The organism is Alteromonas sp. ABH4_456 (assembly GCF_056160645.1).
The window spans coordinates 129,703-143,158 of record NZ_JBSWXO010000001.1; the positions used below are offsets into that span (position 1 = coordinate 129,703).

The window sequence follows — 13,456 nt, forward strand, 5'->3', positions numbered from 1 at the left end:
CTGTGCTGAAACAGCACGTAACACAGGTAGTAACATGGATATTACGGGCTTTCTGAACGAGCACCAGTTACCGGACACTTACCAGGCCATTGCACAAGAATGGTTCATACCGTTAGCAGACGAAATCCTTTTGCACAGAAATGGTGCGGAAGGGCCATTTTTCGTCGGTGTTAATGGCTGCCAGGGATCAGGGAAATCCACATTATGCGACTTTCTTATCCACTACTTCACCCACCAGCACGGGCTGTCAGCCGTCACGATCTCCCTTGACGATTTCTATCTCTCCCGTGCAAGACGACAAGAACTTGCTGCCAACGTACATCCCCTGCTTTGCACCAGAGGCGTACCCGGTACGCACAATACGGTTCTGGCTGATAGCACTTTCACAGCGTTAAAATCTGCAGGCAGCGTTGCTCTGCCCCGCTTCAATAAAGCCACCGATGATCCTTTTGAAGGATCTGCGTGGCCGGTAATCACCTCTCCACCTGATATTGTATTAATTGAAGGCTGGTGTTGGGGCGTGTCAGCGCAATCTGAGGACGCACTTAAAGAGCCGGTTAATGATTTAGAGCGCACCGAAGACCCGGATGGCACATGGCGGGGATACGTGAATGATAAAATTGCTGCAGATTATGAATCCTTATACGATGAAATGCAGTATTGGGTAATGTTAAAAGGTCCGTCTTTTGAGCATGTTTACAAATGGCGGTGTGAACAGGAACACAAACTGGCCGCAAAAACCGGTAAAACCGGAAGCGGTATTATGAGCGATGAACAAATCCTTCGTTTCATACAACATTATCAGAGACTCACAGAACATGCGTTTAATTCCCTGCCTGCAAAGTGTAATCAGGTATTTGAGTTAGATGAAAACAGAGTCATTAAAAACGTCATCAGGAAGTAGTCATGGACACAGCGAATACACTCATTTTCACTGACATGGACGGTACGTTACTTGACCACCATACATACAGTTTTGAAGCAGCAAAGCCTACGCTGACCTCACTGTCAGAGCGAAATATTCCCGTCATTCCTACCACCAGCAAAACCTTTGTTGAATTGCTTGAATTGCGGGAAACCATTGGCCTGACCGGCCCGTTTATCGTAGAAAACGGCGCTGCAGCATACATTCCTCATGGGTTTTTCGCGAAAAAGCCAGCCGGTACCGTGTGGCAGGATGGTTTCTGGTGCAAATCTTTCACCTCATCGAAAATGTACTGGCTGAAATTACTCGAAAAGGTCAAACCGGATTTTGCCGGTGAATTCACCCATTTCAGCGAGATGTCCAACGAGGACATCTGCGAAGCCACCGGGTTATCACCCGCAGAAGCTGCATTGGCTGCACAGCGACAATTCGGTGAGCCGGTCTTGTGGCAAGGCACAGAGGAGAGAAAAGAGGCGTTTATCCGGTCTGTGACAGACAGAGGCGCCTACCCGCTGGAAGGCGGCCGTTTTATTCATATCTCCGGCGACTGTAATAAAGGCGCAGCCCTCCAATGGTTTGTCGAAGAGTTTATCCGTCAACATGACGAACCGGTGACCAGTATTGCGCTGGGTGACGGTAAAAACGATATTGCAATGCTTGAGGCGGCGGATATTGCCGTTCGGATCGCCTCCCCGAGCCATCAACCCCCTACACTAAAAAAAGAAGAAAATGTATACACCAGTACCCTGCACGGCCCGCAAGGCTGGACTGAAGTACTGACCCGATTACTTTTTTAACAGGACATGGAGAACACATGGCTGATTTTTATCAAAATGGCGTAGTGACAACGTTACACAACTTATCAAGACGCCCTACAGAAGAGCTTGAAGCTGAACTGTTACGATTTTCTCAGAAACGTCCGATGGCGCTGATCCTGCCGTCTTTGTATTCAGAATTGGAAGGCGAAGCCCTGCCGCACATCGTCGACGAACTCACCCACGTCCCCTATCTGTCTGAAATCGTCATTGGCCTTGACCGTGCAGATAAAGAGCAATACAAATCTGCATTAAAATTTTTCGAAAAGCTGCCGCAACATCATCGCGTTTTGTGGAACGACGGCCCCCGTCTTAAAGCCATTGACGAAGAATTATCGGCTCTGAATCTCGCACCTAAGGAACTGGGTAAAGGCCGTAATGTATGGTACTGCATGGGGTATATTCTGGCATCAAACCGTGCAGAATCCGTCGCCCTCCACGATTGCGATATCGTTACCTATAACCGCGACCTGCTGGCCCGACTTATCTATCCGGTCGCGAATCCTCAGTTCAACTACGAGTTCTGTAAAGGTTATTACGCCCGCGTAGCCAACGGAAAAATCAATGGCCGGGTTTCCCGTTTGCTGGTTACCCCGTTGCTGCGCGCATTAAAACGCACGCTGGGTGATAACGAATATCTGGAATTCATGGACAGCTTCCGTTATCCGCTGGCCGGAGAATTCTCTTTCCGTCGTGATGTGCTGAACGATATCCGTATTCCCAGTGACTGGGGCCTTGAGGTGGGCGTGCTGTCTGAAATGCACCGCAACTACAATCACAACCGCCTGTGCCAGGCCGATATTGCAGATAATTACGATCATAAACACCAGGACTTGTCATTCAATAATGACCAGGGCGGTTTGTCGAAGATGTCTATCGACATCACCAAAGCACTGTTCAGAAAGCTGGCGACTCAGGGATTTACTTTCAGCAACGAAATGTTCCGTTCCATTAAAGCAACCTATTACCGTATTGCGCTGGATTTTGTTGAAACCTATCACAACGATGCAGTAATGAATGGCCTGACATTAGACATTCACAATGAAGAAAAAGCCGTTGAACTGTTTGCCAGCAATATTATGAAAGCGGGTAACAGCTTCCTCGACAATCCGATGGAAACACCGTTTATTCCAAGCTGGAACAGGGTCACCAGTGCAGTACCGGACATACTTGACCGCCTGCTGGAGGCCGTTGAAGCAGACACAGCAGAATTATTAGGGTAACGCATGACGAGTTGGGAACAATTACACGAAAAAGTCAGTCATCACTTGCAGTCGATTTATGCTGATGTGGTTCTGGATATCCCTGTGGGAGATCTTGCCACTCAGCTGATGCAGACGATGCGTCTTGAAGAAGATAAAGACGTTGTTCAACCAACGCCGCACTGCAATTACTGGGATGAAGAAGATATTATCATGATCACTTACGGCGACAGTGTGATCAGTGATGATGAGCAGCCATTGTTTACCCTTGACCGTTTTCTGCACACCTACTGTAAGAACACGATCAACAAAGTACACATGCTGCCCTTCTTTCCTTACAGTTCAGACGATGGCTTTTCCGTCATCGACTATTCCAGTGTGAATGAATCACTGGGAGACTGGCCTGATATTGAACGGCTGTCAAAGCACTACGGCCTGATGTTTGATCTTGTTATCAACCATTGTTCTGCCCGTAGTGCCTGGTTTGACAATTTTCAGAAAGGCGAAGGCACTGGCAGTGATTTCTTTTTTACTGCCGATCCGTCTGATGATTTATCTATGGTTACCCGCCCGCGGGTGTCTCCCCTGCTGCGGGAAACTGAAACCGCCAACGGCACGAAACATGTCTGGTGTACGTTCAGTCACGACCAGGTGGATTTTGATTTCCGCAATCCGAAGGTACTGCTGGCTTTTGTGGAAATTATCCGTCTGTATCTGGACAAAGGCGCTAAGTTGTTCCGTCTGGATGCAGTGGCGTTTTTATGGAAAATTATCGGTACCAGTTGTATCAATCTGGCACAGACCCACGAAGTTATCCGTTTGCTCCGTACACTGATTGAACACACTGATCCTACAGTCATTATTATTACTGAAACCAACATCCCTAACCGGGAGAACCTGACGTATTTCGGTAATGCCAATGAAGCCCATGCTATCTATAACTTCTCACTCCCCCCATTGCTGGTAAATACCCTCGTGACCGGCAACTGTGGTTATCTGAAGAACTGGATGATGAGTATGCCGCCTGCCCAAAACGGCACGACATATTTTAACTTCATTGCATCCCATGACGGGATCGGTCTGCGCCCTGCTGAAGGGTTACTTGACGATGAAGAAATTTCTACACTGGTGCATACCATGCAGAATTTCGGCGGAAAAGTCTCCTGGCGGGCGTCTGATCACGGTCAGCAGAAGCCGTATGAAATCAACATTACTTTGTTTGACGCACTGCAGGGAACCACAGCAGGCCCGGATAAGTATCAGGTAGACCGCTTTATTTGTGCTCATGCCATTATGCTGGGTATGGAAGGTATACCGGGTCTGTACATCCATAGTTTACTGGGTACCAGTAATGACTATGAAAAAGTGGCTAACACCGGTCAGAACCGCTCTATCAACCGGCACAGATGGAACTTTGAGGAACTGGCAGCCCTGCTGGACTCGCCGTTTTCTCAACACCATAAAGTGTTAACCCGGTTATCCCAGCTTATCCGTATCAGAAAAGCACAACCGGCTTTTCACCCCAATGCTACACAGTTTACCCTGCAACTGGGTGACACCTTGTTTGGCTACTGGCGGCAAAGTCTCGACAGACGTCAGAGCGTGTTCTGCGTCAGCAATGTCACGAATGAAGAACAGTCTATCCTGCTTTCCAGTATTAATCTGATTGGCACAGATAAATGGATGGACCTCATTACCCGTGATGAAATTGACGACGTGGGCGGATTCATGCAGTTAAAGCCGTACCAGACTGTGTGGATCAGCAATATGGAGTTTGAAGACTGACACGCTTATCAACACCTGCGGAATTCTGGCCGCAGGTGTTGGTTTTCTTATACCAATCAGTAATAATCCCCTTCTTAATTCGCCTGCGCTAATAAATATGACCAATTCTGCTTCCACTTCCTCCGGCTGGCTTCCACTGGACGAGGCCCTGAGCCGTGCTCTTGCCGCTGTTACTCCTGTTACAGAAACTGAAAACGTTGCTGTATCTGATGCGCTGTACCGTATTACCGGCGAAGACATTGTTTCACAGACAGATGTACCACCGGCAGATAATTCTGCGATGGACGGTTACGCCCTTTATGCAGCCGATACCGCCGGCGAACCCGTCACGGTTTTCGGTGCGCAGTTTGCGGGCATGGCTTTACCGGAACAAAAAATACAGCGGGGTACTGCAGTACGGATCATGACCGGTGCGCTTATCCCTCCCGGAGCAGAATGCGTGGTTATGCAGGAAAATACACGCAGGGAAGATGACATTATTACAGTGACCAAACCCGCTATTGCCGGTGAAAATATTCGCCGCGCCGGCGGAGATATCGCTAAAGGCGCACAGGTCATTAAACGGGGCACCCGCCTTGAACCTGGTCATCTGGTACTGCTTGCCTCAATGGGGATCAGTTCAGTGAGTGTTTTCCGCAAACTGAAAGTGGGGATCATGGCTACCGGCGATGAACTGGTTGAGGCGGGAGTACCTTTGCAGTCAGGTCAGATTTACGAATCAAACCGTACCGGCACACGGGCCTTACTCGCACATGAGCCGGTCACAATCACTGACTATGGCATTATTCCTGATGACAAAGCCGCTCTGGAAACGGTATTTAAAGAGGCGTCTGAATCTCAGGATGTCATTATATCCAGCGGCGGTGTATCTGTAGGTGATGCCGATTTTGTTAAAGAACTGGTTGCCAGGCTTGGTGAGATTGCGTTCTGGAAAATTGCCATTAAACCGGGCAAACCCTTCGCATTCGGTTCTCTGGGAAATGCACGCTTCTGTGGCGTACCGGGCAACCCGGTGTCAGCCTGGGTCACCACACAGCAACTGGTGTTACCCATGCTCAAACGGTTGAGCGGTATTGAAACTGACGGGGCAGGTAAGCCTCTTACCATTAATGCCACACTGACCGCCGGTATAAGACGTAAAGCCGGCAGACAAGAATTTCTGCGGGCGGTTATGGTTGTGCAGGATGATGGCAGCTATAACGTCACTCCGTCAGGTAAACAAAGTTCCGGTGTGATGACCACCGTGACACAGGCCAATTGTTACATTGTCGTTCCGTCTGACTGCAAAATGCTCAGTGCCGGTGACACGGTAAAAGTGCAGCCATTTTCAGTTAACGGAGCATAATTCACCCATGGCGGCATTCATTTCTCCGCGCTTTGCCGTGGAAAGTAAACGTTTGATCACCCTTGCCTGGCCTCTGTTGATTGCCCAGATAACGCAGATGATGATGGGTGTTATTGATACCATTATGGCCGGTCATTACAGCGCTACGGATATGGCCGCTGTGGCACTGGGTTTCAGTATCATTGTACCGTTGCAGTGTTTTATTCAGGGCCTGGGCCTTGCTATGCCCCCTATCCTGTCGAGATTACACGGAAAGGGAAATACATCTGACGTAGCCTCTGCGGCCTGGCAGGCCGGATACCTGCTACTGACAATCAGTTTACTCATTCTGGTTATCTGGCCGTTTACCGGCCACCTGGTCGCACTGTTTCCCATGGAGCCGGCACTCTACGATATTACCGTGGACTATGTGCAGTTTGTGTTGCTTTCCATGCCGGCATTTGCCGGTTACCAGTGGTTGCGTAACTTCTGTGAAGGCCTTGGCACTACCAAACCCACCATGGCCATTACGTTGATCGGATTAATGTGTAACGTTGCGGGAAACTACATATTCATTTATGGCGCAGGGCCGGTGCCGGCATTCGGTGGCGCGGGGTGTGGTATCGCCACGGCCATTGTTATATACACGATGTTTTTCGCTACCATGGCTTACGTTTTGTTGTCTGACAGACTGAAAAAGTACAACCTGTTCGGCCACATCTATCGCCCGGATTTGCGCATGATCCTGCGCACATTCAAACTCGGATTTCCGGTGGCCATGACGCTTCTGTTTGAGGTTACCCTGTTTGCCGTCGTTGCCCTGATGCTGGCCCCTTTCGGACCCGGCACCGTAGCGGCTCACCAGGTTGCACTCAATTTCAGTGCAATCATGTTCATGTTTCCCCTGAGCTTAGGCATGGCGCTGTCAATCCGGGTAGGTTACCGGATTGGCCAGAACAATCCTGCGCAGGCCCGCATGGTGGTAAAAAGCGGTATTACCATCGGTATGTGTATTGCCACGTTAACCGCCAGCTTCACGTTACTGGCTAAGGGTGCCATCATCAGCCTGTATACGCAGGATGAAACGGTATTTGCACTGGCTAACTCATTGCTGATTTACGCCGCGCTTTTCCAGTTCTCTGATGCAATCCAGGTGTTATCGGCCAATGCGTTACGGGGATACAAAGACACCACGGCTATGTTTATCATCACTTTCATTGCCTACTGGCTAATCGGTCTTCCCACCGGGCTTATTCTGGGTCGTACAGACTGGATAACCAGTGAGCCCATGTCCGCTGCCGGCTTCTGGATAGGTTTTATAGTGGGGTTAAGCAGTGCTGCCGTAATGTTAGGCAGCCGCGTTATGATTATTCAGCGCCGCCAGCGCGTTCACGCGGCTTAGGCGGCTCTTCCGGCCCGGTGGATTGCCACTGATCACCAATCACCGGGTCTTCTTCATCCTGCGATTCCCAGTAATAACGCTTCCTCAGCGGTTTGGGATCCTGTTTACCAAACAGCAGTGCAGCAATAACCCCCCCTGCTGCACCGAAAAAATGCGCCTCGTAAGAAATTTGCGGGTCGCGGGGAAAAATAGACATCATCATGCCGCCATACAGAAAGAACGCGATCATCATCAGGCCCGTTGAGCGGTTATCTCTGCGCAGAATGGCAATAACAAACAGATAAAAAAACAATCCGTGTGCAACACCGCTTGCCCCCAGATGCACAGACGGCCTGCCAAATAACCATACCCCAATACCTGAACCCAGCCATGCAAATGCCAGCGCTTTGCCTCTCGTAGCCGGATAGCCATAATACAGGGCGGAACCAAGAATGATCAGTGGCAATGTATTATGGAATAAATGCTCATAGGAACTGTGTACCAGAGGAGCGGTAATAATGCCGTGTAGTCCTGCTAAGGACAAAGGCACAATACCCAGTGTATTTAAGGGTAAATGGAACAATACACCAGCGGACTGGATGACCCAGAGCACTGTGACACACAGGACGCTGAGCCATACCGATCGCAGCAGGATATCGCGTTTATTTGAATGCTTCATAAAACCGATATTGGGACAATATCGGGAATTACCAGACAGCGGCTTAATTACGGTTTAATTTATGCCAGTCATCCGGCGTATCGATATCCAGCGCAGCTTGCGGGTGAGGTACGGCAAAACACTCAGGGGCAGCAACGTTGAGCAGTTTTGCCGCCCCCTTCTGACCACTCAGAGACATAAGCAATTCTTCATCAAGGTGAGGAAAGATAGCCGGTGACATGCGTTTTCCTTCAGCCAGGCTGGCAATCCGGCTGGCAGGAAAAATCCCTGCTTTTTCCGCGAGTGCGCGAAGGGAATCTGCAGTGACGGCCGGCGTGTCACCTAATCCGATAAAAAAATGATCCGGCGACAATGTGCCGGTTTCCTCACAATAATGCAGCACGGCTTTAACACCGGTAGAAATACTGCCGCCCATTCCCTGCTGCCAGGCGTCATTGTGGCTGAGAGAAATTTCTGGCAATACCGGACTACTTACCAGACATTCTGCAACTGCCTCACGGTAACAACCGGTCACCACAAATACGGGCAAATCCGTAAACGGCGCATATTGCCGTACAACATACTCCAGCAATGTGTCACCTTTCGGATGGGCAGTAAGTAATTTGTTGTCGCCATACCGGCTGGCCTCACCGGCAGCAAGTATAATTACCGCTATTCTGCCTGACATGGCTTACCCTTCAGTGAACGGGCTGACTTGCCATGTACCACAGCGTGTGCCTGCGCAAGCATGGATAATGCAATTGACTCAGGTAATTCACCTCCGATTGCGATACCGGCAGGTGCATGAAGTGGCAGCGGTAACAGAGATTCTTCAATGCCGGCTTCTTCCAGCACCCGCTCCGCCCGATGAGAGGGACCCAGCAAGGCAATATACTGTAAAGAATGCGGCGGTACAGAGACCATTGCTGCGAGCGCCTCACCGTCCATACGCACCTGATGATGCATAACAATGACTGCGTTCATCTGGTGATACCAGTCTGTGCCGCTAATGTCACCCGCTTCCTGTTCGTCTGTCACAGTAGCTGTGGTAAAGTCTGCAGGCCGCGCATATCGCGCTCTGCTGTCATTAACAATAACCCGCCAGCCGAGCCTTGAAGCCATATCGCATAACGGCAGTGCATCAACCCCGCCACCTAAAATGCTCAGCGTGGGAGGTGGTGTGAGTGTGGCTGTAAACAGAGCTTTGTCGCCGGGATCAGATGCCGCCGCAGACCCTGACGGAATACCCGGTGTGACCGGCTGTGAAAAATAAACGGTTTGCTGCCGGCTGAGCGCATCCAGCACATCTGTCAGCCCCAGCCAGTTATTTTGTGCACTCACAGGTTGTAAAAGAAGCGTCACTTCACCGCCGCAACCTATACCCAGCCGCCACGCAACATCACCTTCTTCCTGCATATCATAAGTCACAATACGACTTTTACCTGTTTCCCAGCACCGTCGTGACTGATGCAATAAATCACTTTCCAGACATCCGCCGGAAACAACACCCAGCTGACTGCCAAATTCACTGAACAGCATCATTGCACCGGCTTTGCGGTAAGAAGAGCCTTCGGTATTAATGATGGTTGCCAGCAACCAGTTACCTGCATCGCGCTGAGGGAACCAGTCCGACAACACATGGTAAATATGATGATTCATTTTTCCCCGCCTGAACGACCATGAACGGCCAGTACGCTAAACTCAGATACCAGTTCATGTTTTATATTTCTTAAGCCGGTATCACCGGCAAATTTACCGCTAATATATAACAAAGTAGTACCGCATCCGTGACGTCTGTCGTAAATCCTGTACCACTGCACCTGTCATCCCGGCTGAACGCTGTTTGTAATTACGGTGACTTTTACTGTAACGACCACCCGTTTGCCTGCTTTTTAACCCTCATCGCAAATCAAAATAAGTTATATCGAAAAAGCACTTTTCATTTTACAAAATGACACCAATTATATAACCGTACACAAATACCTGTGTGGTTCTGTTCATTTGACAGACTACATCATTGTCTGCAGGTATTTTTAACCAGGTAAGGAATAATAATGCAAGTATTTGACGACAACTCATTATCTATTGGCCGCACACCGCTGGTAAAACTCAACCGCGTTACCGGTGGCAATGTGTATGCAAAAATTGAATCACGCAACCCGAGCTTCAGTGTCAAATGCCGTATCGGCGCTAACATGATCTGGGATGCAGAAAAGCGTGGTGTTCTGGGCCCGGGTAAAGAGATTGTTGAACCGACCAGTGGTAATACAGGTATTGCACTGGCATTCGTTGCAGCTTCCCGTGGTTACAAGCTGACACTGACCATGCCAAGCAGCATGAGTCTTGAGCGCAGAAAATTACTCAAGGCGCTGGGCGCAAACCTGGTACTGACTGAAGCCCCTAAAGGCATGAAAGGTGCAGTTGCAGCCGCTCAGGAAATCGTTGCTTCAGATCCTGAAAAATTCGTTCTGCTGCAACAGTTTGATAACCCAGCTAACCCGGCAATCCACGAAAAAACAACCGGCCCTGAAATCTGGGAAGCCACTGACGGTAAGGTTGATGCCTTTGTTGCCGGTGTCGGTACCGGCGGTACGATTACCGGTGTTAGTCGTTATCTTAAGAATACCAAAGGTAGAGCAATTACTTCTGTCGCCGTAGAACCGACAGATTCACCTGTTATCACCCAGGCCAAGAACGGTGAAGAACTGACACCGGGTCCTCACAAAATCCAGGGGATTGGTGCCGGTTTCATTCCGGGTAACCTGGATCTGGATCTGGTAGATGAAGTAGAACAGGTAACTAACGACGAGAGTATGGAAATGACTCACCGTCTGATGAAGGAAGAAGGTATCCTTGCCGGTATTTCTTCCGGTGCGGCGGTTGTCGCAGCCAAGCGTTTTGCCGAGCGTCCGGAAAACAAAGACAAAATCGTTGTTGTTCTGCTTGCAAGTGGAACAGAGCGTTACCTGAGCAGTCCGCTGTTTGCCGGTGAATTTGGTGAACAGGAAGAAGTTCAGTAAGCGTTAAAGATATAAAATCAGAAAGCGGGGTATGATTACTCCGCTTTTTTTTTGCCTGTAAAATCTGCTATTTTTATAACAGTTTAGCCGTCCGGAATAAATATTATGCATTACCCTTCCCGCCACCTCAGTTCCCTGTTCATCGCTTTATGTCTGATTTTGATATCCGGTTGTAAAGAAAAGGAAGAAGGGCTCGGGCGATACGGGATGATGGATGAAAATACGCCGGACTACGCTGCTGTGGCATTTATGAAAAGTATTTATGAAGACAAGAATATAAACCGTGCAGTAGAACTGAGTTCTGACAGCATGGCAAGAATGCTTAAGCGCTACCATACAAACCGCAACGTTCAGAGACACATTGTTAATCTGCGTTACGATACAGTAACCGTTACACCTCAGGGATCTAACCGTGTGGGACGTAATGAGTTTGCAGAAAATGCCACCGTCACTTTATTTTTCAGCGGCCAGTATAATGATGACAAAGTGGAAGATTTAAGAACGGTACAAATGATCCGCGACGACGGGCTGTGGAAAGTTGACCGCATCGACCCGGACCATTTTATGTAAACCGGTAAGCGGGGCTTTTACTGCCCCACTGCTACCCCTTCACGGCGGGGATCGGCACCGCCAATCAATTTACCGTTTTTCACTTGTACGCCATGTAAACCTGAGTTCAGATCCATCACTTTGACATCATGACCCAGTGCTTCAAGTGCGGGTTTCAGCGCCTCAGCGGACGTACCGGCCTCCAGCGCAGTATAATCATTTCTGTTGGTCATTCTGGGCAGATTAATGGCCTGCTGCACATCAAGGTTAAAGTCGAGAACACCAAACAGGGTCTGCGCGACATAATCGATAATACGACTGCCACCCGGTGAGCCGATGACCAGTTCAAGATCACCTTTATCATCAAACACCATGGTCGGGCTCATGGCACTGCGCGGGCGCTTACCCGGTTCCACACGGTTAACCACAGGCCAGCCGTTAATATCCGGATTAAATGAGAAGTCCGTAAGCTGGTTATTCAGCAGGAAACCGTCGACCATTAAGCCGGAACCGAACATAAACTCAATGCTGGTCGTGATAGACACCGCGTTCCCTTCTTTATCCACAATTGAGAAGTGGCTGGTGTTAGGCTGCTCCAAATTCATCCCAAGGTGAACTTTAGCATCGGTGTAAGGCTTGCCGGCCTTTGCTTTATGCCATTTTTCATTGATGCCAATCGTCTCTGCACGGCGTTTCAGATAAGGCGCGTTGATCAATGCCGCAAAGGGTAAATCGGTAAAGTCGCTGTCGGCAATATACATTTCCCGGTCAGCAAAACTGAGGGCACTGGCCTGTGCAAATAAATGGGCAAATTCAGCACTGTCAGGCTGCAATGAAGCAATGTCCTGACCTTCCAGCAGTTTCATTATCTGGAATACATTGATCCCGCCGGAACTGGGTGGTGCCATGCCACAAATTTTATGTTCGCGGTAATCGCCGCACACAGGCTTTTTCTTTAATGCTTTGTATCCGGCAATATCAGCCATGGTAATTTGTCCCGGGTTGATGGATGCCCCGTTCACTGCCTTAACAATTTTCTCAGCCACAGGGCCTTTGTAGAAATAGTCTGTACCGTCACTGGCAATATGGCGCAGGGTATCTGCAAGCGCTTTATTCTTTTTAACCGTTCCTTCCTTCAGCGGTGCACCGGCAGGATAAAAATAGGTAGCGCTGGATGGAAACTCTTTCAGACCAGGGTGTTTATTCAGCGAGACCAGGTGCGCCAGACGGGCTGATACCCGGAACCCTTCAGCGCTAGTGTTGATAGCATCGTCAAACAGGTCTTCCCATTTCAGCTTGCCGAATTCCTGCTGCACAGTTTCCAGTGCTTTTAATGCGCCGGGAACACCCACAGATTTACCACCAACCACAGCTTCAAGCCAGTTCATCTGGTTTTTACCTTTGAAGAACCAGTAAGGTGTTACGGCAGCCGGTGCGGTTTCCCGCCCGTCAAATGTATGCAGGGTCTTAGTTTTATTATCCCAGTAAAGAATAAAGGCACCGCCACCGATCCCCGATGACTGGGGCTCAACCAGTGTCAGCATTGCCTGAACAGCCACAGCGGCATCAATAGCTGAACCACCTTTTTCGATAATGTTTTTACCCGCCCATGAGGCGTAGGGATTTGCAGCCACAACCATATAATCTTTGGCTACACGGGCTTTTTTATTTTCAAATCCGGTAGCCGCTTCAGGCTCAAAACGTTCAACAGCTTGAGTGGCGGACACCAGTGTGACCGATAAACAAACGACTTTAACAGCCGTTGCCAGAATTCCCTGACTGAACTTCAATGTATCG

Annotated in this window: 12 protein-coding genes; 8 read left to right on the top strand and 4 right to left on the bottom strand. The window is 49.3% G+C overall.

Annotated elements, in window-relative coordinates; translation table 11 throughout:
- The first annotated feature begins 34 nt into the window (after positions 1 to 34).
- The 6 genes from ACXAG2_RS00645 (at position 35) to ACXAG2_RS00670 (ending at position 7,453) form a co-directional block, all read left to right on the top strand.
- The gene (locus tag ACXAG2_RS00645; protein ID WP_474863834.1) at positions 35 to 904 is read left to right on the top strand and encodes a kinase; all 870 of its coding nucleotides are present in this window, start codon (positions 35 to 37) and stop codon (positions 902 to 904) included.
- A gap of 2 nt (positions 905 to 906) precedes the next feature.
- Complete coding sequence (locus tag ACXAG2_RS00650; RefSeq protein WP_474844266.1) at positions 907 to 1,722, top strand: HAD-IIB family hydrolase; 816 nt, start codon at positions 907 to 909, stop codon at positions 1,720 to 1,722.
- Positions 1,723 to 1,739: 17 nt separating this feature from the next.
- A complete protein-coding gene (locus ACXAG2_RS00655) occupies positions 1,740 to 2,963 on the top strand; it encodes a glycosyltransferase family protein (protein WP_119501460.1) in 1,224 nt (407 codons plus the stop codon).
- A 3-nt stretch (positions 2,964 to 2,966) separates the two neighbouring features.
- The gene (locus ACXAG2_RS00660) at positions 2,967 to 4,727 is read left to right on the top strand and encodes a sugar phosphorylase (protein ID WP_474863835.1); all 1,761 of its coding nucleotides are present in this window, start codon (positions 2,967 to 2,969) and stop codon (positions 4,725 to 4,727) included.
- 97 nt (positions 4,728 to 4,824) lie between these two features.
- Complete coding sequence (moeA, locus tag ACXAG2_RS00665) at positions 4,825 to 6,072, top strand: molybdopterin molybdotransferase MoeA (RefSeq protein ID WP_474863837.1); 1,248 nt, start codon at positions 4,825 to 4,827, stop codon at positions 6,070 to 6,072.
- A 7-nt stretch (positions 6,073 to 6,079) separates the two neighbouring features.
- Positions 6,080 to 7,453 carry an MATE family efflux transporter gene (locus tag ACXAG2_RS00670; protein WP_474863839.1) on the top strand — a complete coding sequence of 458 codons (1,374 nt, stop codon included), beginning with the start codon at positions 6,080 to 6,082 and terminating at the stop codon, positions 7,451 to 7,453.
- Here the strand turns inward: ACXAG2_RS00670 and ACXAG2_RS00675 are convergent.
- Genes ACXAG2_RS00675 through ACXAG2_RS00685 form a run of 3 tightly spaced genes read right to left on the bottom strand, consistent with a single transcriptional unit; the run spans position 7,419 to position 9,749 of the window.
- Positions 7,419 to 8,111 (bottom strand): rhomboid family intramembrane serine protease, encoded by a 693-nt coding sequence (locus ACXAG2_RS00675; RefSeq protein WP_349586834.1) that lies wholly within the window; start codon positions 8,109 to 8,111, stop codon positions 7,419 to 7,421. The two genes, ACXAG2_RS00670 and ACXAG2_RS00675, sit on opposite strands and share 35 nt — an antisense overlap.
- A gap of 43 nt (positions 8,112 to 8,154) precedes the next feature.
- On the bottom strand, positions 8,155 to 8,778 hold the full coding sequence (locus tag ACXAG2_RS00680; protein ID WP_474863841.1) for a nucleotidyltransferase family protein: 624 nt from the start codon (positions 8,776 to 8,778) through the stop codon (positions 8,155 to 8,157).
- Positions 8,763 to 9,749: an XdhC family protein gene (locus ACXAG2_RS00685; RefSeq protein WP_474863843.1), complete on the bottom strand. Its 987-nt coding sequence runs from the start codon at positions 9,747 to 9,749 to the stop codon at positions 8,763 to 8,765. Before ACXAG2_RS00685 ends, ACXAG2_RS00680 begins: the two co-directional genes overlap by 16 nt.
- Positions 9,750 to 10,144: 395 nt before the next feature.
- Here ACXAG2_RS00685 and cysK point away from each other — a divergent pair, with 395 nt between their 5' ends.
- Positions 10,145 to 11,110, top strand: coding sequence for a cysteine synthase A (gene cysK, locus ACXAG2_RS00690; RefSeq protein ID WP_474863845.1), 966 nt, complete (start codon positions 10,145 to 10,147; stop codon positions 11,108 to 11,110).
- 105 nt (positions 11,111 to 11,215) lie between these two features.
- Positions 11,216 to 11,680 (top strand): hypothetical protein, encoded by a 465-nt coding sequence (locus ACXAG2_RS00695; protein ID WP_474863846.1) that lies wholly within the window; start codon positions 11,216 to 11,218, stop codon positions 11,678 to 11,680.
- Between the two features lie 17 nt (positions 11,681 to 11,697).
- Here the strand turns inward: ACXAG2_RS00695 and ggt are convergent, their stop codons facing one another.
- A complete protein-coding gene (ggt, locus tag ACXAG2_RS00700) occupies positions 11,698 to 13,428 on the bottom strand; it encodes a gamma-glutamyltransferase (protein ID WP_474864434.1) in 1,731 nt (576 codons plus the stop codon).
- Between the last annotated feature and the right edge of the window lie 28 nt (positions 13,429 to 13,456).